Annotated in this window: 17 protein-coding genes; 7 read left to right on the forward strand and 10 right to left on the reverse strand. The window is 66.5% G+C overall.

Features of this window, described 5'->3' with window-relative positions; translation table 11 throughout:
• Positions 1-126: 126 nt before the first annotated feature.
• The 3 genes from GGR36_RS11985 to ybaK all read right to left on the reverse strand — a co-directional run bounded on the left by GGR36_RS11985 (position 127) and on the right by ybaK (position 7697).
• Positions 127-5265, reverse strand: coding sequence for an alpha-2-macroglobulin family protein (locus tag GGR36_RS11985; protein WP_183634815.1), 5139 nt, complete (start codon positions 5263-5265; stop codon positions 127-129).
• 994 nt (positions 5266-6259) lie between these two features.
• Complete coding sequence (locus GGR36_RS11990) at positions 6260-7141, reverse strand: hypothetical protein (RefSeq protein ID WP_183634816.1); 882 nt, start codon at positions 7139-7141, stop codon at positions 6260-6262.
• Between the two features lie 73 nt (positions 7142-7214).
• Positions 7215-7697 carry a Cys-tRNA(Pro) deacylase gene (gene ybaK, locus GGR36_RS11995; RefSeq protein ID WP_338086666.1) on the reverse strand — a complete coding sequence of 161 codons (483 nt, stop codon included), beginning with the start codon at positions 7695-7697 and terminating at the stop codon, positions 7215-7217.
• A gap of 110 nt (positions 7698-7807) precedes the next feature.
• Here ybaK and GGR36_RS12000 point away from each other — a divergent pair, with 110 nt between their 5' ends.
• Both GGR36_RS12000 and GGR36_RS12005 read left to right on the forward strand, forming a co-directional pair.
• Positions 7808-8566 (forward strand): GNAT family N-acetyltransferase, encoded by a 759-nt coding sequence (locus GGR36_RS12000; protein ID WP_183634817.1) that lies wholly within the window; start codon positions 7808-7810, stop codon positions 8564-8566.
• A 191-nt stretch (positions 8567-8757) separates the two neighbouring features.
• Positions 8758-9519 (forward strand): lysophospholipid acyltransferase family protein, encoded by a 762-nt coding sequence (locus GGR36_RS12005; protein ID WP_183634818.1) that lies wholly within the window; start codon positions 8758-8760, stop codon positions 9517-9519.
• Positions 9520-9534: 15 nt separating this feature from the next.
• On the opposite strand, the gene GGR36_RS12010 is transcribed toward GGR36_RS12005, so the two are convergent.
• From GGR36_RS12010 to GGR36_RS12020, 3 genes are all read right to left on the reverse strand, one after another.
• Positions 9535-10284: a type 2 periplasmic-binding domain-containing protein gene (locus tag GGR36_RS12010; protein ID WP_183634819.1), complete on the reverse strand. Its 750-nt coding sequence runs from the start codon at positions 10282-10284 to the stop codon at positions 9535-9537.
• 173 nt (positions 10285-10457) lie between these two features.
• Entirely contained in the window at positions 10458-11012 is a 555-nt protein-coding gene (locus GGR36_RS12015) for a DNA-deoxyinosine glycosylase (RefSeq protein WP_183634820.1), read from the reverse strand.
• Positions 10996-12789 carry an endonuclease/exonuclease/phosphatase family protein gene (locus tag GGR36_RS12020; RefSeq protein ID WP_183634821.1) on the reverse strand — a complete coding sequence of 598 codons (1794 nt, stop codon included), beginning with the start codon at positions 12787-12789 and terminating at the stop codon, positions 10996-10998. The genes GGR36_RS12015 and GGR36_RS12020 overlap by 17 nt, the downstream gene beginning before the upstream one ends.
• A 92-nt stretch (positions 12790-12881) precedes the next feature.
• Between GGR36_RS12020 and GGR36_RS12025 the strand changes: the two genes are divergently transcribed.
• Together GGR36_RS12025 and GGR36_RS12030 are read left to right on the forward strand one after the other, a co-directional pair.
• Complete coding sequence (locus GGR36_RS12025; protein WP_183634822.1) at positions 12882-14510, forward strand: isovaleryl-CoA dehydrogenase; 1629 nt, start codon at positions 12882-12884, stop codon at positions 14508-14510.
• A 64-nt stretch (positions 14511-14574) separates the two neighbouring features.
• Positions 14575-15489 carry a transporter substrate-binding domain-containing protein gene (locus GGR36_RS12030; protein ID WP_183634823.1) on the forward strand — a complete coding sequence of 305 codons (915 nt, stop codon included), beginning with the start codon at positions 14575-14577 and terminating at the stop codon, positions 15487-15489.
• A 17-nt stretch (positions 15490-15506) separates the two neighbouring features.
• Here the strand turns inward: GGR36_RS12030 and GGR36_RS12035 are convergent, their stop codons facing one another.
• From GGR36_RS12035 to GGR36_RS12050, 4 genes are all read right to left on the reverse strand, one after another.
• On the reverse strand, positions 15507-15971 hold the full coding sequence (locus GGR36_RS12035) for a putative toxin-antitoxin system toxin component, PIN family (protein ID WP_183634824.1): 465 nt from the start codon (positions 15969-15971) through the stop codon (positions 15507-15509).
• 33 nt (positions 15972-16004) lie between these two features.
• Complete coding sequence (locus GGR36_RS12040) at positions 16005-18788, reverse strand: AMP-binding protein (protein WP_183634825.1); 2784 nt, start codon at positions 18786-18788, stop codon at positions 16005-16007.
• Positions 18789-18869: 81 nt separating this feature from the next.
• On the reverse strand, positions 18870-19670 hold the full coding sequence (locus tag GGR36_RS12045; protein WP_183634826.1) for a hypothetical protein: 801 nt from the start codon (positions 19668-19670) through the stop codon (positions 18870-18872).
• Between the two features lie 170 nt (positions 19671-19840).
• Entirely contained in the window at positions 19841-20833 is a 993-nt protein-coding gene (locus tag GGR36_RS12050) for an integron integrase (RefSeq protein ID WP_476739192.1), read from the reverse strand.
• A 205-nt stretch (positions 20834-21038) separates the two neighbouring features.
• Here GGR36_RS12050 and GGR36_RS12055 point away from each other — a divergent pair, with 205 nt between their 5' ends.
• From GGR36_RS12055 to GGR36_RS12065, 3 genes are all read left to right on the forward strand, one after another.
• The gene (locus GGR36_RS12055; RefSeq protein ID WP_183634827.1) at positions 21039-21335 is read left to right on the forward strand and encodes an outer membrane protein assembly factor BamB family protein; all 297 of its coding nucleotides are present in this window, start codon (positions 21039-21041) and stop codon (positions 21333-21335) included.
• 26 nt (positions 21336-21361) lie between these two features.
• A complete protein-coding gene (locus GGR36_RS12060; RefSeq protein ID WP_338086668.1) occupies positions 21362-21793 on the forward strand; it encodes an outer membrane protein assembly factor BamB family protein in 432 nt (143 codons plus the stop codon).
• Between the two features lie 572 nt (positions 21794-22365).
• Positions 22366-22986 carry a PEP-CTERM sorting domain-containing protein gene (locus GGR36_RS12065; RefSeq protein WP_183634828.1) on the forward strand — a complete coding sequence of 207 codons (621 nt, stop codon included), beginning with the start codon at positions 22366-22368 and terminating at the stop codon, positions 22984-22986.
• The last annotated feature ends 170 nt before the right edge of the window (positions 22987-23156 follow it).

Consider the following 23156-nt stretch of genomic DNA (forward strand, 5'->3'; position numbering starts at 1 on the left):
CTTAGTTAGTTTGTTTGGCTGGAGAAATGAAGCCCAACAGCCGGGCTCGGGCGAAGCCGCAACGAGCAGGGAAGCTGGGCTTCGCCCTTGGCTCAGCCCAACCTATTTCGGCACGCCCCCCTGCGATCACTTCTCCACCGGCGCCCGCGGATCAACAATCGTGATCGGCGCCGAACCCGCGCCGATGCCGCGCAGTTCCGGTCGGTACATGTCTTCCGCGAACGGTGCGGGGACGATGTAGCGGCCGGGGGTGACGACGCGGACCATGTAGAACACGTTCATGTCACCCGGCTCGATACGCGCGGCGGCAACGTAACGGTCGTCGCGGAACTCGCGGTGTTTGATCCGCGCGTCCTGCATCGCCTCGCCGACGTTGATGTTGCCAACGGTGAATTCCTGCGCCGACGGGCCTTGCGAGAGGTTCATGTTTTCAACCTCGAAGCCGGCCGGGATGTGGTCGACGATCAGACCGTCTTCGATGCGCTGCTTGGCACTGGCGGTGACGCGCACGATCATCATGTCGCCCACCTTGAGCGGGCGCCCCTTCCATTCCTTGCCATCAGCCTCGTACCAGGTGCGGGTGAGTTTGATGGCGTCGGACTTCGGCTCAGGCGCCTTGACCGGGTAGCCACTCGCTTCGATCTCGACGAACAGGGCTTCACCGTGTGTGCTGTCGATCTGCACGCCACGCGCCAGGGCTGCGGCGTCGAAGCTGCGGGCTTCGGTGCTCTTCGAGGTAAGCGTCTGCGCCGCGTCGCCGTTCTTGATCACCGCGCTCCATTCCTGCTTGCCGTCACCGCCCGCCGCACGTGCCGCGAGGAACAGCGACAGGCGCTCCTGCGTCGAGGCCCAGCCACCACGTGAGCCGAGTCGGTCGGCCAGATCGAAGAGGATCTGCTCGCGGCGCGGATGCACGATCTTGTGCCGTACCAGCAGTGCGTACGACAGCGCCAGGTCGCGCACCGGCGAACCGTAGTCACCCAGCCATTCCCAGTAGTAGCCGGTCGGTTGAACGCCGTAACGGCGCTCCATCGCTTCGTTCAGCGCGACCTTGGCGCGCGCCGGGTCGCCGGAAAGCTGCAAGGCAATCGCGAGGTGCACCAAGGGAAGCGGCGAACGCGCGCGGTCGCGGTACTGGTCGTGCAGCAGGCGTAGCGTGGCGAGCGGCGCGGCCTGTTCGCGGGCGAGCATGTAGGCCAGATGCGCCATCTCGGCAAAGCGCTGATGGCCGTTGCGCAGCAGCTCGTAGTCCTGCGCCTTGTAGAAGCCCTTGTCGTCCGGCTTGAGCGTGCCCGGGATGCTGGGGAAGTTGTTGGGCGCGTTCTGCAGTTGCTGCAGCATCCAAGTCTGCGCGCGCTTGCTCATCTCCGCCGGCACGGTGAAGCCGGCCTCGCGCGAATCCTGCAGGAAGCCTGCCACGTAGGCGGTGAGCCAGGGTTCGTAGTTGCCCTGGCCCCACAGCGTGAAGCCGCCCTGCGCACCCTGCATGCCGGAGATACGGCCGATCGCGCCTTCGATGAAGGCGGCGCGCTGCTCACGCGTGCGCGGCTCCAGCCCCATCGCCTTGGCGCCCGCCTCGTCGATGAAAACATGCGGGTAAGCCGCGCTGGTGGTTTGCTCAAGGCAGCCGTAGGGGTAGTCGAGCAGGCCCTTGACCAGCGCCTTCACGTTCAGCGGCGGCTTGTTCGAGAGCGTGACGCTGACATTGCTCGATGCCTTGAAGTACGGCGCGATCATCGTCGGATCGAGCTTCAGTGTGCCCTTCGGTTCGATGCGCACGCGGCGCACGACGCGCTCCATCGGCACCGGCGGCTGCACCTGCAGCGCCGATTCGCGCTTGATGATGATGGGTTTGGCGCCGGTAGTGTTGAGCTGCAAGGTGACGCGCGCCAGGCCGTAGGCATCGGTTGCCTCGGCCTGGAAGCGCAGGGTCGCCCGCTGCTTGTCGGCGAGCTTGAGCGTGCGCTGGCCGTCGCGGATCGTCGCCGGGTCGGCCGCTTCGAGCTTTAGCGTGATGTCCTGCGGCGCGCCGGACAGGTTGGTCACGTCGAGCGCAATCGTCGCCAGATCGCCCGGCGCGATGAAGCGTGGCGTCGCGAGTTCCGCGACGATGGGCGCGGCGACCGTCATCTCGCGTTCGCTGTTGCCGAAGCGTTCCGGCGTCGACGCCACCGCCATCAGCCGCAGCGTGCCGTTGAAATCCGGAATGTTGAGCGGGATCTCGGCTTCGCCCTTGGCATCGAGCTGCACCGGGCCGCTGAACAGATCGACCAGCTTGACCTTCTTCGGCATCGACTTGGTGTCGCGCATGCCGGCGTCGCCGCCCCACTTGAGCTTGCCGCGCAAGCCGTCCATCTTCTCGATCAGCTTGCCGTACAGGTCGAGCAGTTCCGGCGCGTAACGGTGCTTGCCGAAGAAGAAGTCGAAGGGGTCCGGCGTCTTGTAGCGCGTGATGTTGAGGATGCCGACATCCACCGCCGAAAGGGTGACCGTCGCCTGTTTGCCGGCGGCGCCATCGACCTTCACCTTCACCTTGGTGATGCGTTCCGGCTGCACCTTGTCGGGTGCGGTGACCTGCACCTTGAGGCGGCGGTCTTCTCGCGCCAGCGGCAGGTAGGCAAGGCCCAGCGCACGCGCAGGCGTCACTCGGTCGCCCTGGCTGCCGGGGCGGAACACCACCGCAGAGACATACAGATCGTGCCGTGCCCATTTGGCATCGACCGGGATGCTGACCGTGGTGCCACTGGTCGAGGCCGCGACACGCTTGGTCCACAGCACCTTGTCGCCCTCGACGACGATCAGCGCTTCACCGTCGTGCGGCGGGGTCAGCGTCAGGCGTACGTTGTCGCCCGGCTTGGCCGGCAGGCCTTCGAGCTTCATCTGCACGCGGTCGGGCCGGTTGCCGACGTCGTCGGCGTCCTGCGCGCTCCAGCCGGCGTAGAAGCGGTAGCGCAGCGTTTGCGCCGTGTCGGGGTCTTCCACTTCAAGGCGGTAGCGGCCCCACTTCACCGGCAGCGACAGCTTCGCGCGCTGCTTGAGCGCCACCGCGCCGGATTCGATCAGCTCCTCGGTTTCGGTAAAACCGGAATGCCAGCCGCGCTGGTCGTCGAAGCGCCAGTAGTACTGCCGGTCTTCGCGGAACAGGCGGACCTTGGCCTGCGCCAGCGGTGCCAGGACCCCGGCCGGCGTCACGCGGATCAGTTCGAAGTCGGCATTCTTTTCCTCGCCCGAGACATCGCGGTCAAAAGCCGGGCGGATGCCGATCATCGCGCTGGCCGGCCACCAGGTGCGCTCGATCGAACGCACCACCGGGCGGCCGCCGGATTCGAGCAGGCTGAACGAGGCACGCACCGTGACCGGCGACTTCGCGCTGTCGACACCGGTCGGCACGGTGACGCTCGCTGCGCCCTTGTCGTCGAGCGCGGTCTCTTCCATCTCGCTCCGGCGCTTGAGCGTGTCATCGGCGAAGTCGCCGAAGATGAAGCCCGGCCATTCCTTGGTGAAGGGCGTGCGGGCACGTTCGATCGCCACGCTGCCGAGCAGGCGGTTGCCGGCGGCCGGCGCACCGAACAGGTAGTCGCCCTGCACCGTCACCTCAAACGCCGAGTTACCGGTCAGCGGTGCCTTGTCGGTCTTCAGATCGAGCTTCATGCGCTCGGGCAGGAACTCTTCAACCTGGAAGCTCCACACCGCATCGGGCGCTTTCGCGGCCGGGTCGGCGCGCACTTCAAGCAGCCAGCGGCCGGTCTGCGCATCGGCCGGCAGCGTGAGTTGCTGCTGGAAGTAGCCAGGTTGCTTGTCGTTCGGGCGCCAGCTTTGCGTCATCACCGCACGGCCATCCGGCCGCTTGAGGATCGCCTGCACCGGCGCAGGCGGCAGCGCACGGCCATCGGCATCGCGCGCCAGCAGCGAGGCGGTGAACTTCTCGCCCGGCCGGTACAGATCGCGCCCGGCATAGACGAAGAGCTTGGCATCGCGCGGCAGGTGGCCGCCGATATCGAATTCGGAAAGATCCAGCCCCGGCTCGCGCAGCGCGACCAGCGACAGCTCCTTGCCGCGCCGGCCCAGCAGCAGGTGGGCGGAATCCGGCAGGCCCGCGATCTGCACATGGCCATCGCCATCCACCTTGGCCTTGGCGAGGCTCTTGGCGTTGGCGTCCAGCACTTCGACTTCGATGTCGCCCATCGCCTTGCCGCTCACCAGCGAGGTGGCGAACACGTCCATCGTCCTGGCGTTGCGGTGGGCATGCAGGCCGATGTCGGAGACGTAGAAGTAGGTCACCTGATACTGGTCGCGGAAGCGGCCCGGCTGGCTCATCACCGCGATGTACACGCCGGGCTCCTGCAACTCCTTCACGTCTTCGACCGGCAGGAAGGTCACCTGCCGCTTGTTCGGCTTGTCGCCGGTGAGGAAGCGGCCGGCATAGACGCTCTTCGATACGTCGCGCAGACGATCGAGTTGCCAGGTGCCGACGGTGCCCTTGAGCCGGTTGTTCGCCTCGTAGCCGTACTCGCTGTAGTCCTGCTCGCCTTCGCCGTTCGCATCACCCTCGCCGTCTTCGCTCACAGGCGCCTTGCGGCCGGCGATCACCTGCTCGATGAAGCGCGGCAGGTTGGCCGGCTCCACCCGCAGGAACTGCACATCCACTTCCGGCACATTCACCGTCACCACCGGCAGGCCACCGTTCTGCTTCGCCGGCAGCACCGTGCCCTTGCTGGCGAAGAAGTAGGAAGGCGCCATCTCTTCGCTGGCCAGTTCGCAGGTCTTGCCGCTGGCAAGCTTGGCGCCGCTCGCCGCGAGCACGCCCTCGCGCACGGTGACGCGGAACTTGCGCTGCGGCTGGATGTAGGGGAACACGACGATGCGCGGGTTGCTATCCACCACCCAGCTGCCCTGCAGGATCTTCTCGCCCGGCGCCGCCTTGTCCGCATTGCGCGGCTTGTCACCGCTGCGCTGTTCCTCGCCCGTCTCGGCCTTGCCGTCGAGACGCCCGAGGTCCGTCACCTGCAGCACCTTGTCGAGCGACTGGCTGCGATCCACCGGCTCGGAAAAGATCACCGCCAGCGCGGGCTGGTCCTCGAACATGCGTGCGCGGCAATCGGTTGCCGCGAAGGGCCCGCCGGTGTCGGCGATCACCGCGTCGCCACTGAGCGTGCCGCCGGTGCTTGCGGCGTGGTGCTTGAACCACCAGCCGCCCCCGGCCGCCGCCAGTGCCACGACGACCGCCCCAGCGGCCAGGATTCGCTTGTTCGCAAACGGGTTCATGCCCAGTCTCCAGCGCTCAGATATGGCGGCGAGTATGCCGCTTTGGTAATCCGCTCGGTAGCGGATTTGGGGTGGGGGCAGCGACGGATCGCACGGCGGTTGGGGTTGGGTGCCTTGCTGCGGGCACCTTTGCGCGTGGTGGCCACGGTGCCGATTGGGCTGAACGTTGAGGAGCCCAACGCTTCGGCTTTCGATTGACCGTGTTGCGTCGCGTCGGTCTGTCCGGTCAAGCCGGGTCCCGCCCCGGCGGGCGTCTTACTTTCTGGCAACAGCACCAGAAAGTAAGCAAAGAGTGCCGCCCGGCGTTCGCGGTCAGGCGCTTTGCGCCTGACTCCCCTGCGTTGCTCGCACAACCGGGGGCCTGCGGAACTCGCCCTCGCTGCGCTCGGAGCTCAGACAGGCCTCGGCCTTTTTCCCGGCCGCGCTGCGCTACTCGGCGCTCTCGACGGGACCCAAAGTCAAAACCATCGGTTGATCGACGCGTGAGGCTTGTTCGCAGCCTGGATGGAGCAAAGCGGAATCAGGGGCCGCTTCAAATCGTTCAAGCGCAATCCCCGGATTCCGGCCTTCGGCCTGCATCCGGCTACGAAAACAAGGAAACGGTCAATCGTTGACGCCTTTCAATCCCCCTCTGAAACGCCGAGCAGCGCAGCGTTGCCGGGTTCCGACGTGCGCAGCACGGCGGGGCCGAGGACTGTCCGAGCTCCGAGCGCAGCGAGGGCGAGTTCCGCAGGCCCCCGGCGACGCGAGCAGCGCAGGGCACCGCGCGCCTAGCGCGCGGCGTTGAAGCGGGGGCCGTTTCTTTGGTTCCTTTCTTGTCGGCACAAGAAAGGAACCCGCCCGCCGGGGCGGGACCCGGCTTGAACGTGAAGGCCGGCGCAAAATGCCCGCGCAATTCGCAAGCCGCCGCGTTGGACTTCGCAATGCTCAGCCCAAGCAACTCCGCTACATGTGCGCGAGCGTCAGATAGTCGTTAGCGAAACCCGAGGGTACGTCAGTTGTCCTTACGCGGAACGAGAACTTGATCGGTAAATAGACGCGAGGGGGAGCCGGAACCGCCCCCGTAGGTCGGGCATATCCGAGCGCGCAACCAAGCGCTGCTTCCACGAGACTCAAATCCATACGTGAAGGCAAACACGGTCAATTCACCGAGCACTTCGTTGGCCTGAATGTCCAGCACCTTTACCGTGCTGCTCGCGACCCCAAGCGCACGCTCCTCCGGTACGACGTGGTCTTCGTAGGTCACGGCATAGCGAGGGGCGGGATCGGGGGCGTACGTCTTGTCGAGTGTCCAGCGATAGACGTTCGGATCAAAGCGGTCTCCCTCGTTCTTCATCTCGTCGACGATCCCGGGGGCAGTTTGGTCTTTCTGTCCAACGACCTTAACCGAGCCCGAATACCGGTATCGCCTGCCGTCCTTCTCGTCGATTGCATCGACGTAGCGATAGCCGGGGCGTTCGTGCGGTCCCGCCTTGTAGGATGTGTTGATCGCGCCACGCGCCGTCGGCGTTATAGGACTTGGCTTGCCTTCTGGGCCGAACGCCTCTTCGTAGCCAAGAAAGTCTTTGATGTACTCCTCAGCCGTTCCCTCATGGGCAAAGGCCGCCCCCGGCCACATGCGGTCGTGCCACTCGTTCTCGCCCGCCGGCGGGCGCACCTTGAGCAACGTGATGCCTTCGACGTCCTCAACCCTGCGATAGATCTTCTCGCCGGCCTCGGTCTTGCATTTCTGCTCCCACAGAGCCAAGCCAGCCTTCGCGCGTTCTCGCTGTGTTTTCTGCTCAGCGGTTTCTGAAGGCGCGCAAGCGTTGAGCGCAAGCACCGCAGACAGGAAAACGACGATCGAACTTCGCATGTTCGCTGCAAGGTGATTCATCAGGAGTTCCATCCAGAAGCCATACCCACACATCCGACCTTCGGCGACCGTGACCGGACGACAATGAATCGGATCACCCCGTCGCCGCATCCACCGCGACGGGCCCCACCAGCGCCACCAGATCCGCCGGCGTAATGCCGACGAGATACCCGCGACTGCCCCCGTTGATGTAGAGCTTCTCCAGATCGAGCACCGTGCGCTCGACATACACCGGCATCTGCTTGCGGGTGCCGAAGGGCGAGGTGCCGCCGACGCGGTAGCCGGAGTGGCGTTCGGCGACTTCGGGCTTGCAGGGTTCGACACTCTTCACGCCGATCGCGCGTGCGAGGTTCTTCAGCGAGACCTCGCGGTCGCCGTGCATCAGCATCACCAGCGGGTGGGCGCGGTCGTCCTGCAGGATCAGCGTCTTCACCACGCTGTGCTCATCGACGCCCAAGGCCGCGGACGAGACCCGCGTGCCGCCATGGTCGACATAGGTGTAACAGTGTTCGGTGAAGGCGATGCCACGGCTCTTGAGCAAACGGTTGGCAGGCGTGGAGGGGATCTTTGCGCTCACGGGTTTTCCTGAAATGCGTTGTCACACGGCGGTAACCCGATCGTCATGTTTGGGTCACGCCCCGATTTTAGAGTCAGCACCGCTAAAACAGATAAAACACGGTGAGAAGCATGCTGCATATCGAAAGCCGCCCGGAACGTTCCCGCGCACGAGACCTGCAGGTCCGCCTGGCGACCTGCGAAACTGAAGTCCGCGAGGCGCAGAAGCTGCGCTGGCGCGTCTTCGCCGATGAAATGGGCGCCCGCCTCAATTCCCGCGAACCGGGGGTGGATCGCGACCATTTCGACCCCTTCTGCGAACACCTGATCGTGCGCGACGAGGCCGCCGGCCGCATCGTTGGCACCTACCGCATCCTCACGCCGGCCGCCGCGCGCCGCGTGGGCAGCTATTACTCGGAAACCGAGTTTGACCTGACGCGTTTCCACCTGATCCGCGACCGCCTGGTCGAGATCGGGCGCTCCTGCATCGATCCGGATTACCGCAGCGGTGCGGTGATCGCGCTGCTGTGGTCGGGCTTGGCGCGCTTCATGCAGGAAAACGGCTACGAGTACCTGATGGGCTGCGCCAGCATCAGCATGGCCGATGGTGGCCACGCCGCGGCCGCGATCTACGACCAGCTCGCCGAGCATCAGGCGCCGGCCGAATGGCGCGGTTTCCCCCGCGTGCGCCTGCCGCTCGAAGCGCTGCGCAACGGACAGCCGGCCGAGATGCCACCGCTGATCAAGGGCTACATGCGCGCCGGCGCGATGGTGTGCGGCGAACCGGCGTGGGACCCTGATTTCAACACCGCCGACCTGCTGTTGTTGCTGTCGATGGGGCAGACCGACGCGCGTTACGCGCGCCACTTCATCGGCTCGCGCGGCGAGTGATCTCCGTTCCCGCGGCGCGGCCGCCGCTGGCCGCGCCGGCCATGCGTTTGGCCCGCGCGGTGCTGGGCGCAGGCCCGATGGCCCGCGTTACAATCCCGTTACGCCATGTGCCCGGCCCGGGCGCCTTGGCCAACGCGGCCCGCAGACGCACGCGCGGCGCCAATCCGCAGCCCCGCACACCCCATACCACCTTGTTCAGACAGATTCGCGCCGCATGGCGGCTATTGCTCACCGTCATCCATCTGCTCGCCGGCTGCGCGACGGTGGCCTTCCGCTTCCCGCGCTGGAACGCGCAACAGCGGCTTGACGCCAAGAGGCGCTGGTCGCGTGAATTGCTCGGCCGCCTGGGCGTGCGGCTCGACATCCACGGCGACATCGTCAGCGGCGGCACGCTGGTCGTCGCGAACCACATTTCGTGGCTGGACATCTTCGTCATCAACGCGCTGCGCCCCTGCGCCTTCGTCTGCAAGGACGATGTGAAATCCTGGCCGCTGATTGGCTGGCTGGTTGCCAACACCGACACGATCTTCATCGAACGCGGCAACCGCGCCGCCGCGCGCCGCACTGCCGATGCCATGGTGGCGCGGCTGCAGAGCGGCGCCGCGATGGTCGTGTTCCCCGAAGGCACTACCACCAACGGCACGCACATGCTGCCCTTCCGCCCGGCGCTGCTGCAGTCGGCGGTGGACGCCGGCGTGCCGGTGTCGCCGGTGTCGATCCGCTATCGCGATGCCAAGCAAGCGATCAGCCCGGCGCCGGCTTACGACGGCGACATCTCGCTGTGGCAGTGCATGCGCGCCATCACGCTGGCCGAGGGGCTGGTGGCGGAAGCCCACGCGCTCGCAGCGGTGGATTCACAGTCTGAACGGCAGCATCTCGCCGCGCACGCCAAGCATGAAATCGCCGTTCAGCTGGGCATCCCGCACCACACACCGCCACACGTGCAGGGCTGACGCCCGGCGCGCAGTTCAATTCGCCAGCGCCCCCATGATCTGCTGGTAAGCGCCCTCCGCCGCCAGTTGCCGCTGCGCGCTGGCGAGTCGTTCCACCACGTCTGCCGGTACCGCCTTGTTCGCGGCGAGGTAGAAATCCATCGTCAGGCCGGTCGGAATCGTGCGGACGAATTCATCCGTGCCGATGCCAAGCTTGGCGCAGGTCGCTTCAAGCGCGGCCGGCGCAATCGGCACCAGGTCGACGCGGCCGAGCTTGAGCAGGCGCAGCGATTCGGCGTTGTCGGTGGTCTCGACCAGCGAACCGTCCGGCCCCCCGGTGAAGCCGTTGTTGAGCAGATACTCGGTGCGCACGTCCTTGCGCACGGCGGCGGTCTGGTAGCGCCGCGCATCGGCCAGTTTGGCGATGCGGATGTCGTCGCGCGCCGCCAGTCGATAGAGGTAGCTGCGCCCGGTCGTCAGACGCGCGACCCACTGGTAGGCGGCTTCGCGCTCGGGCGTGCGCACGATCGGGTAGATCAGCACTGGCTCGGGCCGCTCGGCCAGTTGCACCACCGCCTTCCAGGCGCGCACCTGGATGTCGGGCTGCAGCCCGGCGCGCTTGACGATGGCGCGCACCCACTCGGTCGTAGGACCGGTCACGGTATCGCCGCGCAACACGACATGCGGCGGCACTTCCTCGGTCAGCACCGGAATGCGCGGCATCTCGGCCGCCACACCAACGCCGACAGACAGCGCTGCGCCGAGTACGCACAGGGCCTGGATCACCCGCCTGCGTCGTGGCGCAAGGTGCGGGCTTCTGGCAGTCCATCGATGCGATGCGGAACCGGGCATTCACAGCCTCCCTGCTTGCCACACCGGCGAAAACCCCGATGCGACCGCAGACATTAGTCTGTCGCCCGAATCGTGGCAAGGCGGCACGTACCGCAGCATGCAGGGATTCAGGCCTGCCGGTTGCCGCACCCCACCGCAATACCCGCCTCGCACAAGGCTATGCGCCAGGCCGCACATTTCTCGCCGAAGCCCTTTGCCGCATGGGCAGGGCTGGTCGACGGCAGTCGTGTGCAAGGCAGCACTGCGAACTCGTCCGGCAGCGACGGCAAGACCTGGCGGCGAAACAGCATCTCGGCGGCGCCTCCGTTGAACAGCACGCCGCGCACACCGGTATGGTCGCGCAGGAAGGCCGTAAAGTCGTTCGGTTCGATGCTGTCGGCCTCGATCGCCGAATCCAGGCTGCCCGATCGGCGGCAGGCCGCCAGCACATCCCACATGGCGATGCCCGAGCGGGTCAGGCAGGTCAGGCGCGCGACGTAGGGCAGCGCCGCATCGAAGCCGAGCAGCGCCCCCATGATCGGCCAGAAGGCGTTGCGCGGATGGGCGTAATACTGCTGTGCGGCGAGCGAGGCTTCGCCCGGCATCGAACCGAGGATCAGCACCCGCGCATCGGGCGCGGCCACCGGCGCGAAGGCCTGCAGTCGCTCAGCGGGCGATCGCATCGATGTCGAACACCGCGCGCAGCGGGTCGTGATCCGATGCGCCGTCGGGGAATTCGGCATTCACATGCACGAAGCGGTAGTCGCGCAGCGCGCGCTGCGCCAGCGCGGGCGACACGAACACATGGTCGAGCGCCTGCGAATTGCCCTCAAAAATGAAGCTGTAGCGCGCCTGCGGCGGCAGCGTGAGCGTGAGGTTGGCGAGCCCCGCCGCCGTCAGCGCCTGCGCGGCCGGCCCGAAGTCGAATTCGTTGAAGTCGCCCAGCACCACCAGCGCCGCATCGGCACGGTGCGCCAGCAGCGTGCGCGCGAAGTCCGCCACCCGCGCCGCCTGTGCGGTGCGTTGCACTTCAGAGCCGGCGAAGGGCGGCTGTTGCGGGCCGAACAGCGGCTGATCGACCCGCTTCGATGCGAAATGCACCGCGACCACCACCAGGCGCTTGCCCGCCACGCTGAACTGCGCGGCCAGCGGTTTACGGCTGGATTCGAAGGCCGGGTCGTCCGGCGCGATGCGGCCGGCGGCCGGTTGCAGCTTGCCACCGCTGGCGATGCTCACCGCGTCGCGCGCGCCGCCGACCGCGCCGTCGAGTTGCACGCGCATCGGGTCGTACAGCATCACCTGGCGGATGTTGGCCCCCGGCGCGCCGCCATCGGCCTTGTCGAGCGGATCGACGCCCACCCAGCGGTACGCCGGCCCGCCCGCCTTGCGGATCGCCGCCGTCAGGCGGGCCAGCGTGCGTGTCGCGCTGGTGACGCCGCTGTCGCGCGGACCGTCGTCGTCCTGCACTTCCTGCAGCGCGATCAGGTGCGGCGCGGCAAGGGCGTCGACGATCTGCGCGGCGATCGTGTCGAAGCGCGCCTGCGGCGCATCGCCGCCGAGGTTTTCAAGGTTGTAGGCCGCCACCGCAAGCTGCCCCGGCGCCACCGGCGGCGCCGCTTCCGGCTGCAGCGTCACGGCCTCGAGCCGCGGCGTTTCGGTCAGCTTGAGGCGGTAGTGGCCGTAGGCGTAGTCGATGATCCCGCGCACGCCACGCAGGTGATCCCCCACCTTGATGCCGGCCGGGCTTGGCGCAAGCGCGGCGTCGACCAGGATGCGATGCGGGTTGAAGGCCCCCGGCGCAATCGCGACGCCACCGCGCGCGGTGCGCAGCCCTGCATCGCCTTGCGCCGCAACGATGACCGCGACCCCGCCGCGTGAATCGCGGGGCCCGACCGCGATCGCGTCGTCGATCTCCACCCGCATGCCTTCGAGGCTCTCGAAGAAGTCCATCGCATAGCGCGTGGGGTCGAGCGGCCGTCGCGCCGCCTCGACATTGCCCAACGTCGGCGCTATCGCCCCGGTGGGTGGCAGGCGAGCGCCGGCGCCAAGGCGCACCGGCGCCGGCAGCGGCACGCCGCGCGCCAGCCGCGTCCAGCGTGCGTCGCTGATCTGGGTGATGGTGAGGTTGTCCGGGTTGCGGCCGGGGCGGTATTCGCCAACGCGGCCGCTGACGCTGAGCTGATCGCCCGGCGCGGGCTTTTCTTCGCGCGCCAGATAGACGAAGAGCCCGCGCGAGGTGCCGCTCGCCTCGTCCGGCGCCGACGCCTGCATCCAGAAGCCGTTGCGGGCCACCGCCGTGACCACACCCTCGACATCGGTCACCTCCTGCCCGGCATAGGGGCTCAGGTGGCCGCGGCCCTGGATCTCGGCGATCGTGACCGCGCCGCAGGCCGGCGCGCCGAGCACGAGCACCGCCGCGGCAGCGAGCGCGGCGAGTAAGCGTCCATGGTTCGAGTTCATCGGCGCCAGCCTACCCGATGTGGCGCCGCAGCGTGATCCATACGGCAACGTACGCCAGAATCGGTTGCGTTGATCAACCGCGAGGCACCCCGATGCGCTGGCCGACCCATGACGTGACGAACCAGTCGCCCGAGCTTGGCGACTACAACCTGTTCGACGCCGACCCTGCGCTGCAGGAAGCTGCCGCGCGCGAAGGCGCGGGCTGGGCCATCAAGCAGCTACGCGAGACCGGCACCGTGCTGGGCCGTGTCGAGAGCTTCGAGGCCGGCCGCCTCGCCAACGCCTATGCACCGCTGCTGCATGCCTTCGACAGCCGCGGCCACCGCGTCGACCAGGTCGAGTTCCACCCCGCCTGGCACACGCTGATGGCCGGCATCGTGGCGCGCGGCTTTCACGCGGCGCCTTGGGCCGAACCGCGACCGGGCGCCCACGCCGCACGCGCGGCCGGTTACCTGATGCAGGCGCAGGTCGAGGCCGGATCGCTGTGCCCGACCACGATGACCTACGGCGCGATTCCGGCCCTATCGCGCGATCCGGCGCTGGCTCGCGACTGGCTGCCGACGCTGTGTTCGCGCGACTACGACCCACGCGACCTGCCCTTTGCGCTCAAGCGCGGCGGGTTGATCGGCATGGGCATGACCGAGAAGCAGGGCGGCTCTGACGTGCGCGCCAACACCACGCGGGCCGAACCCGACGGGCATGGCGCCTTCGTGCTGAACGGCCACAAGTGGTTCTTTTCCTGCCCGCAGATCGATGCGCACCTCGTACTGGCACAAGCGCCGGGCGGGCTGTCGTGTTTCTTCGTGCCGCGCTGGCGGCCGGACGGCAGCAAGAACCCGGTGCTGGTGCAGCGCCTGAAGGACAAGCTCGGCAATCGCTCGAACGCCTCGTCCGAAGTCGAGTTCCATGACGCCTACGGCACGCTGCTCGGCGAGGCCGGACGCGGCGTGCCGACGATACTCGAAATGGGCACCTACACCCGGCTCGACTGCGTGCTCGGCAGCACCGGCCTGATGCGCCAGGCGCTGACCCGCGCGCTGCATCACGCCCGCCACCGCAGCGCCTTCGGCGCGCGACTGGTGGATCAGCCGCTGATGCGCAACGTGCTGGCGGACCTGGCGCTGGAAGTAGAAGCGGCGATCGCGCTGGCCTTGCGGCTGGCGCGCATGTTCGACGACACCGACGATGCCTCGGCGCACCTGCGTCGCCTGCTCACGCCCGCCGCCAAGTACTGGATCTGCAAGCGCGGGCCGGAACTCGCCGCCGAGGCAATGGAAGTGATGGGCGGCAACGGCTATGTCGAGACCGGCGTGCATGCCCGCATCTACCGCGAGATGCCGGTCAACTCGATCTGGGAAGGCTCGGGCAATGTGATGTGTCTGGATGTTCTGCGCGCGCTCGGCCGTAGCCACGCCGCGGCCGACGCGCTGGCGGCAGAGCTTGCGCCGGCAGGCGGACGCAACCCGCACTTCGACGCCTTTGCGGCACGCCTGCTGGCTCGGCTGCGCGACCTGCCCACCTGCGGAGAAGCGGGAGCGCGGCGGCTCACGCAGGACATCGTGCTCGCGGTGCAGGGCGCCCTGCTGCTGCTGCACGCGCCAGAGGGCATCTCCGACGCCTTCTGCCGTGCGCGGCTGGCCGGCGATTGGGGCTACAGTTTCGGCACGCTGCCGGCCAATGCGGACTTTGCGGTGCTGCTTGCACGCGCCCTGCAGGACTGAAAGCCGCGACGGTGCTATGGTGGAAACAGCGCAGAAATCGCCCCACTGAAGAAAGGGACTCGTCGTGCCACACGTCACCCGCAGTCTGCTATCTGCCTGCCTGTTGCTGGCCACCGCGCTGCTTGCGGCGCATTCCGCAGCCGCCGGCGAAACCGTGGTGCGCTATCCGCGCGGTGACAACCCGACCGACTTCCGCTACGACTACCCGGTTCGCGTGCTGCAACTGGCACTCGACAAGACCGCCGCGGAAGATGGCCCGGCGCGCGCGGTGCAGGCCACCGAGCCGATGACCAACGCGCGGATCCGGGCCGAAATCGAACGCGGCGGCCTGATCGACGTGGCGAACTATCCGCCGCGGCGCGAGCTCACCCCGCGCTTTGACTTCGTGCCGATCTGCATCCGCAAGGGCATCCTCGGCATCCGCCTCTTCATCATCAACCGCAAGCTGGCGCCGCGCTATGCCACGATCCACAGCCTGCAAGACCTCAAGCCCCTGACTGCGGCGCAGCTGAGGGACTGGCAGGACACCAAGGTGCTCGAGAGCAATGGCCTGCGGGTTGTCACGCCGCCCACCTACGAAGAGATCTTCGAGCAGCTTGCGGCGGGCCGTTTCGACTACTTCCCGCGCGGCGTGCACGAACCCTTCCGCGAGGTGGAGCCGCGCGCTTTGCGCTTCCCCGATCTGACGGTCGAAGACACGCTGGCGCTGTACTACCCGATGCCGGACTACTTCATGGTGCGCAAGGGCAACACCGCGCTGGCCCAGCGCATCCAGCGCGGGCTCGAACGGGCGATCGCCGACGGCTCGTACGAGGCAATCTTCCAGAAGGAATTCGCCGACTCGCTGAAGCGTGCGCACCTGGCCGAGCGCACGATCATCCGGCTCGACAACCCGGACGTCGATCAGGTCGCCAACCCCGAAGACCAGAAGCGCTGGGTGCTGCCGCCAGCGGTGCGCAGCGCCGCGGCGCCAAGGTGAAACCGCCGCCCCTCGGCTTAGGCTGACTGGGCGAGCCAGTGCTCGAAACGCTCCGGCGTGACGATCGCAACGCGATCGCGCAGCAGGCGGTGCCGGGCCAGCCGCAGCACGGCCTTGTCGCGGCTGAGCAGCAGGTGCGCGCCCGCGGTAAAGGCCAGCTCGATGAACTTCTGGTCGTCGGCGTCGCGGCACTTGGGCAGCAGGTATTCCGGCTCGATCGGGGGCACCAGCTCGACCCGTTCCCGGTATTCGCCGAGCAGGCGTGCCTGTTCTTCCGCAGCAACCGAAAACTGCGGATAGGCGAGCACGCGGCGAAGCTCTTCCAGCGTTTCTTCGCGTGCCAGCAGCGTGAAGCGACCCGCCTCGCAGGCCGCGCGCAGCAGCGGGAGCCTGGGGTCGCGAAACAACCAGAGGGCGAGCACGGTGTTGGAATCGAGCAGCACGCGCGCCGGCTCGGGCAGGGTCAGGGCGAGTTCGGACATGGCAGGACTGTAGCACCGCCGCTGTGCGCAGCTTCAGCCGGCGTCCAGGTCCGGTTCGCCACACAGGGCGAGCACTTCGCGCCGCGCAGCCTGCGCCAGCGCCATCGCGGCGGCCCAGTCGTGACCCGACGGCCGCAAGCTGGCCCCCTGCACAAAGCGCAGCGTTCCGGGCAGCGGCACCCAGGTGCCATCGCGCAAGAGCGCGCGACTGCCCTGCAGGGCGCATGTCACCACCGGCACCTGCGCGCGGGTCGCAGCGAGAAACGCCCCGGTGTGAAACGCGCGCAGCCCTGCCGCGCGTGAGAAAGTGCCCTCCGGAAAGATCACCAGCCGTGCGCCCTGCTGCAACGCCGCCACCAGCGCATCGACGTTCTCGGCGCCGCGCAGCGCATCGCCCCGCTCGACGAAGAGCGCGCCGAGCCCGTGCAACAGGTGCCCGGCAATCCGCTGGTGGGCGAGTTCGGCCTTGGCAACGAAGCGGTAATCGGGCGGCAGCGTCGCGCTGAGCAGCAGGCCATCGAGGTAACTCGCGTGGTTGCAGACGAGCACCTGCGCAGTGGGCGGCGCATCGAGCGACCTTGGCGCGTCGAGGCGGATGCCGCTCAAGCGCAGCCACAGGCGCGCGCCATGGCGTACCAGCCGGCGCGAGGCGGCGGGCGCGTGCAGCACGGCCACACACACGCACACCGGGGCCGCGATGAGCGCGAACCACACAAGCGCCCGATACCCCCACAGGCGCCGCGCAACACGTCGACAGCCCAGGCGCAGCTGCGCGTGCACGGCCTGCAGCTGCAACAGCACCGCCTGCAGCCACACCGGCAGATCGCGCGGCGCCAGGCCGCCGCTGAGGTAGCGGTCGCGGGTGGCGGCGCGGCGGATCTTGCCGCTCGATGTCTTGAGTACCGCATGCGGCGGCGCCAGCACGATGTCATCGGCCGGCTCGCCCAGCACATCGCGCGCGCACTGGGCGATGTGCCGCTGCAGGGCCGCGCGTGCAGCGGGCGCTTGCTCACGGGTTTCGGCCAGCACCACCAGGCGCTCGCCGCCGCCCCCCGCTGGCGCACAGGCGAAGACCGCGACGCAGCCGCGGCGCACGCCGGGCAAGGCACCGACTGCCTGTTCCAGGTCGTAGGGGTAGAGGTTGCGGCCCGCGCGGATGATCATGTCCTTGACGCGGCCAGTGAGGTGGATTTCGCCGTCGGCGAGGTAGGCCATGTCGCCGGAATCCAGCCAGCCATCCCGGATCAGCCGTGCGGTCGCGGCCGCGTTGCGGTAGTAACCGGCGGTCGCCGAAGGGCCACGGAATTCGAGACGCCCGACGCGCCGCTCCGGCAACTCGTGGCCATCAACGTCGACAACGCGCACCTCGTGATCGGGCAGCGGCCGACCACAGGCGGGGATCTGCAAGGCGTCGTCCCCCGCCTGCGCGGGCTCGGCGACCCCCTCGGCAGCAAAGCGACCGGCGCGGACGCGGTCGACACGCGGCCCACGACCAGCGGGCGGAAAGGCGAGCCCGACCGAGCATTCGGCCAGACCATAGACCGGCGCGAGCGAAGCGCGCCGGAAACCGGCTGCGGCAAAGCGGGTGGCGAAGGCATCCAGCGTCGCCGCGCTCACCGGTTCGGCGCCGTTGAAGGCATAGCGCCAGCACGACAGATCGAGCCCCGGCAGGTCGGCATCCGGGATCTTGCGCACACACAAGTCGTACGCGAAGTTCGGTGCGGCCGACAGGGTGCCACGGTAGCGGCTGATCGCCTCGAGCCAGCGCTGGGGGCGCGCAAGAAACGCCAGCGGCGACATGAGCACCAGCGGGAAGCCGTGGTACAGCGCGCCGAGCCACGCGCCGATCAGGCCCATGTCGTGATACAGCGGCAACCAGGATACGAACACATCTTCGGCGGTGACCGCGCAGACCCTGCCCATCGCCCGCAGATTGGCGAGCAGGTTCGCGTGGGTGAGCGCCACCCCTTTCGGATCGCCGGTGCTGCCCGAGGTGTATTGCAGCAAGGCGAGCGCATCGCCGGCGGCGCGGCGCACCAGCGGCGCGTGGCCTTCAAACGCATCCGGCGCCAGCACCGCCGAGATACTCGGGGCCGCCACGCGCAACCTTGCTGCAACCGCGCGCGCCTGGGGCACGGTGATCAGCAGGCTCGCCTGCGCATTCGCGAGAATCGTTGCGTGGCGCCGCACATGCTCATCGATCTGCGCCAGACGCGCCGGCGGGTAGATCGGTACCGGTACGCCACCGGCAAGCAGCACACCGAAGAAGCTGGTGAGGTAATCGCGGCCGGTGGGCAGCATCAGCGCCACCGTCTGGCCTGTGCGCAGCCCCTGCGCCACCAGCCCGCCCGCAGCCTGGCATGCACGCTGCCACAGCTCACCGTAGCGCAGCGATGTCTCGTTGCCCTGCTCGCCAAGCAGCATCACATGCACCCGATCGGGCTCGCGCTGCGCACGCCATTCGAGCGCATCCACCAGGGTCAGCGCGTGCGACGGCAGCGACACCGTGCGGCCTGCGCCGAGCGTGGTGGTGGGTGCCGCAAGCGCCGTTCGGGTCGGGTCGCTGCCCCAACGCAGCAGCTCGCGCAGGGTATCGGCCTCGGCGAAGGCCTGGTCCGGGAAATGCAGGCCAAGGGCACCCGAGAGGCGCCCGATCAGTTCGACCCGTGCGAGGCTATCGAGGTCGAGGTCGCGGGTAAAACCGCTGTCCAGACTCACGACGACATCGCGCCCCGGATGCGTCTCGCGCAACAGGATTGCGGTGATCTCAAGCGCGCGCGCTGCCACTGGATCGCCGCGCGCCACCGGGTCGGACATGGCCGCCTCCGCGCGTCCGGCACGTCGCCCCCGCGACCATGCCGGCGCCTGTATTCAGCATAGGCGCCAGTCGGCCGGCCGTCAGAACCGGTAAGCGAGCGTGAACTGGATCCGGCGCCGGTAGGTGTTGGGCACGCCGCTGCCCCACAGCAGACCACCGCCCATCAGCGCCGCTTCCCATGCCGGCGCGAGCCGCAAGCCGCCTTCCAGCTCGGCGGTGGCGCCGCTCTTGCCGTCCTGTTCCCAGTCGACCACCGGCTTGATCGTGAGCTTCACGAACCGGCCGTCGCCCCAGCCGTCGGTGAGGCTCGCTTCGAGCTTGGTGTAGTTGATGTCCTTGCGGCTCTCATCACCTGCGAATGAGACAACCTGCTGCACCAGGCCGCCGAGGGTCAACGCGTGCTTGCTGTCGTCGATGCGGTAGGCGCCGGCCGGCAAACGCGTACGCAGCGCAGGCGCGATCTGGTACTTGCCGCTGCCAAGGCTGGCCGGGTCTGCGGTCGGCAGGGTGAGTTCGGCGTATGCGGTGAGTGGCAGGTCAACGACTTCCACGGCTTGGAGATCGACGCGCAGCTTGATGTCGCCGAGGTGCGGATCGAGCGGCTTGCCGCTGTAGCTGGTGTCGGCATCGGGAAGCGGCACATCCAGCCGCAGCAGCGACAGATGCGCGGCGGGGAAGTACTCAAGGCGCAGCGTGCTGCGGGTTGATTCATCGGCCGTGCCGCGGTCGGTGTTCTGGCGCTTGAACTGGAAACGCCAGGGATCGCGCTGCACCGCAGCGACATTCGCGACCGGCTCGTCGTCGGCCCGCAAGTGCTGAGCAGCCAGTAGCGCGGTAAACAGCGCAGCGGCGTGTCGGAATGGCAGAGAACCTTGGCGCATCACAGCCGAATTGTTGCGCACCCCAGCGCGGCGCGAAAGCCGGCGTATCGATCAGTGGCGGCGTCTTCCCGCCCCCGCCTTTGCTTGCGAGCCGGAACGGGCGATCGGGCCCTGCACGCCCAGTGATCGCCAAACCCGCGCGCTGCAGTCACACCGGATCGCCGTACATTTCAGCCAAGGCGATCGAGCGGGCTGGTCACAGCGAAGCCGCCGCGATTGAGCACGTGGGTGTAGATCATGGTGGTCGACACATCCTTGTGCCCCAGCAATTCCTGCACCGTGCGGATATCCTGGCCGGATTCGAGCAGATGTGTCGCAAACGAATGGCGCAAGGAGTGAGGCGACACCGGCTTGAGAATCCCCGCCGAGCGGGCGGCGTCCCGCACCGCGCGCTGCACCCGCTTCTCATCCAGATGGTGACGACGCACCGCATGGCTGCGCGGATCCAGCGAAAACCCCTTCGCCACAAAGACGTACTGCCACCCGGGCGCCGACGCCGCGGCCGGATATTTCACTGCCAGCGCATCCGGCAACCATACGGTGCCGCGCCCGTCTTGCAGATCCTGTGCATGCAGCGCCAAGCGATCGGCGATGCGGCTGCGCATCAGCGGCGTCAGCGAGCGCGGCAGCATGGTCACCCGATCCTTGCCACCCTTGCCGTCGCGAACGATCAGTTCGCCGCGTGCCAGATCGACGTCCTTCACCCGCAGGCGCAGCCCTTCCAGCAAGCGCATTCCGGTGCCGTAAAGCAGGCGTATCACAAGGCTCAGTTCCGGATCCGCCACCGCCTGAATCAGCGCGCGCACTTCATCCACCGTGAGCACGGTCGGCAAGCGTGCCGGACGCTTGGCGCGGACCACATCGTCAAACCAAGGCAAGACCTGCCCCAGCACCTCCTGATACAAGAACAGGATCGCGGCCAGTGCCTGCCCCTGCGTCGCGGCGGCGACATTGCGTTCGGTGGCCAGATGCGTGAGAAAAGCCTCGACCTCACGTTTACCGAGACCGCTCGGGTGCTGGCGGCCATGGAAAACGATGTATCTTTTGATCCAAGCGACATAAGCCGTCTCGGTCCTCAGGCTGTAATGCTTGACCCGAAGACGCTCGCGCACCATGTCAAGCAAACGCGGCTGCGTACGAGGCTCTTCATTGGTCGCAGACACAGCGGAAGTCGCAAAGTTGTTATCCGACATAGGCTTCGGTGTTATCAGACACAGAAGCCTGATTTAACAACCCCGAGAATCCCATTGCCGTGTTATCCGACACGCCCGATAACACAATAAATGGAAAATTTGGGGTCTACTTAACGTTAGAGCTCTTATGTCTTTATCGCCATCTGAGATTTTGGTCGTAGGCACGAGAGGCTACTTGCTTGCGTTCCGGAAAGACACCGGCGCGCCGCTCTGGAAGTACCAATTCGAGCGCACATTTTGGGCTAATGGTTCTGGCTTCGTTACAACGCTTGTCGACGGCGACAAACTCTTCGCCGGCTGCTACGGAGAGATCTACTGCTTTGATCTCCTGAAAGGTAAGTTGCTTTGGAAAGACAACCTCAGCGGGAAAGGTTACGGCGTCGTATCGTTTGCCGTCTTTGGCGGCGCCACTTCGCCACTTCCTGGAGCCGAGATCGACAAAGCACAGTTCAATGAAGAACAACCCGATTAACAAACATTCTCCGCACCGCTCTAACAGTGCAGTCAACCGGACACCCAAATGCTGCGCATTTGGGTTCCCTCCGCTGGCGCTCCGGTGCCGGTTACTTCCACGTTAGAGCTCTTATGTCTTTATCGCCATCTGAGATTTTGGTCGTAGGCACGAGAGGCTACTTGCTTGCGTTCCGGAAAGACACCGGCGCGCCGCTCTGGAAGTACCAATTCGAGCGCACATTTTGGGCTAATGGTTCTGGCTTCGTTACAACGCTTGTCGACGGCGACAAACTCTTCGCCGGCTGCTACGGAGAGATCTACTGCTTTGATCTCCTGAAAGGTAAGTTGCTTTGGAAAGACAACCTCAGCGGGAAAGGTTACGGCGTCGTATCGTTTGCCGTCTTTGGCGGCGCCACTTCGCCACTTCCTGGAGCCGAGATCGACAAAGCACAGTTCAATGAAGAACAACCCGATTAACAAACATTCTCCGCACCGCTCTAACAGTGCAGTCAACCGGACACCCAAATGCTGCGCATTTGGGTTCCCTCCGCTGGCGCTCCGGTGCCGGTTACTTCCACGTTAGCCACTCGCCTTGAATTGCTTTCTTTTCGTGTGGTCAATTCTTGAAATGCTGCTTCGGCGCGGCGCTGGTTCCGGGGCGCCGCAGCGCCTCTCCTGCGCCAACGGTCATCACACTGCAAGGCTTGCGTGCACTCGTCAGGTGTCGGCTTCGAGTGCGGCGCCGTCAGCTGCTGGCGGTGGTTTGAGTTCTTCCGGTTTGGGGCTCTTCGGGCTTGCGGTTCGCATGCCAACGCACTTTTTGGCCGGCGCAAGAGTGAGGGCTTTTTCCCTTGCGGGCGCTGTTGGCGGTGCGGTTCAATTTACACGGCGCCTTGTGCCTTCGGCCCGCCGCTCAGTTGCTCAATCGGGCAGCGGTTGCGCGGCTAACAAGGCAGTCAACCGGACACCCAAATGCTGCGCATTTGGGTTCCCTTCGCTGGCGCTCCGGTGCCGGTTACTTCCACGTTAGACATTTAGAGAGCTCTCCAATGCCGCTGCTTCGCTTGCTCGCCATCGCCACAATCGCTATTGCATTCACGAATTCAGCGGTTGCAGACATGACTCACATTGCAGTTTCCCCCACCACTGCCCTTCGTCAAGCCGACGGAAGCTACGTCCTTGGGGGCTTATCGCTTGCGCCAGGACAGTGGCGCATACAAGAAGCTCCGTCTGGCCCGTCCGCCTGCTGCGACGGATATCGCCTCGTATCCGACGCAAACTATCAAACAGCCACGCTTACGTTGCGAGACAAAGATCTCAGCCTCTCTTCCTTCGAGGCCGTGGTGCAGTTCAATGACGAACCGAACAGAATTAATGACATTTGGGGCTGGGTCAATGCGTACTCCGCAGGAAGCCTCGTATCCTCCAGCTATTTCTTTGGGCACTACTGGTCACAACCAACCGACCGCCAAACGGTCGCAGCCACACTGCCATCACCCGCAGACCGAATTGAGTTCGTCACACGAACGAATCTCGCTTATACCGCGTTCTCCTATTCCGTTTCCGCCGTACCAGAACCTTCGACGGCTGTCCTATTGTCATTCGGCGTTGCAGTCTTGGGGCTGTTTTCTGGCGGTCGGCGCCTGCGCTATGGTGCCGCCAATGTCTAACATGGCAGTCAACCGGACACCCCAATGCTGCGCATTGGGGTTCCCTACGCTGGCGCTCCGGTGCCGGTTACTTTTACGTTAGCCCGCTATCTTTGTGCAAATTCGACCGCTCGCTGAAGCAGACCTGCCAGAACTCCTCGCGTTATATCGTCATCTCCACATCAATGACG

Source organism: Niveibacterium umoris (assembly GCF_014197015.1).
Taxonomy (GTDB): Bacteria; Pseudomonadota; Gammaproteobacteria; order Burkholderiales; family Rhodocyclaceae; genus Niveibacterium; species Niveibacterium umoris.

Coding starts and splice junctions, on each gene's coding strand:
- GGR36_RS12035 (WP_183634824.1), bottom strand. CDS start 15,971: ATGTCCGAACTCGCCCTGACCCTGCCCGAGCCGGCGCGCGTGCTGCTC.
- GGR36_RS12000 (WP_183634817.1), top strand. CDS start 7,808: ATGCTGCATATCGAAAGCCGCCCGGAACGTTCCCGCGCACGAGACCTG.
- GGR36_RS12025 (WP_183634822.1), top strand. CDS start 12,882: ATGCGCTGGCCGACCCATGACGTGACGAACCAGTCGCCCGAGCTTGGC.
- GGR36_RS12065 (WP_183634828.1), top strand. CDS start 22,366: ATGCCGCTGCTTCGCTTGCTCGCCATCGCCACAATCGCTATTGCATTC.
- GGR36_RS11990 (WP_183634816.1), bottom strand. CDS start 7,141: ATGAATCACCTTGCAGCGAACATGCGAAGTTCGATCGTCGTTTTCCTG.
- GGR36_RS11985 (WP_183634815.1), bottom strand. CDS start 5,265: ATGAACCCGTTTGCGAACAAGCGAATCCTGGCCGCTGGGGCGGTCGTC.
- GGR36_RS12040 (WP_183634825.1), bottom strand. CDS start 18,788: ATGTCCGACCCGGTGGCGCGCGGCGATCCAGTGGCAGCGCGCGCGCTT.
- GGR36_RS12045 (WP_183634826.1), bottom strand. CDS start 19,670: ATGCGCCAAGGTTCTCTGCCATTCCGACACGCCGCTGCGCTGTTTACC.
- GGR36_RS12015 (WP_183634820.1), bottom strand. CDS start 11,012: ATGCGATCGCCCGCTGAGCGACTGCAGGCCTTCGCGCCGGTGGCCGCG.
- GGR36_RS12020 (WP_183634821.1), bottom strand. CDS start 12,789: ATGAACTCGAACCATGGACGCTTACTCGCCGCGCTCGCTGCCGCGGCG.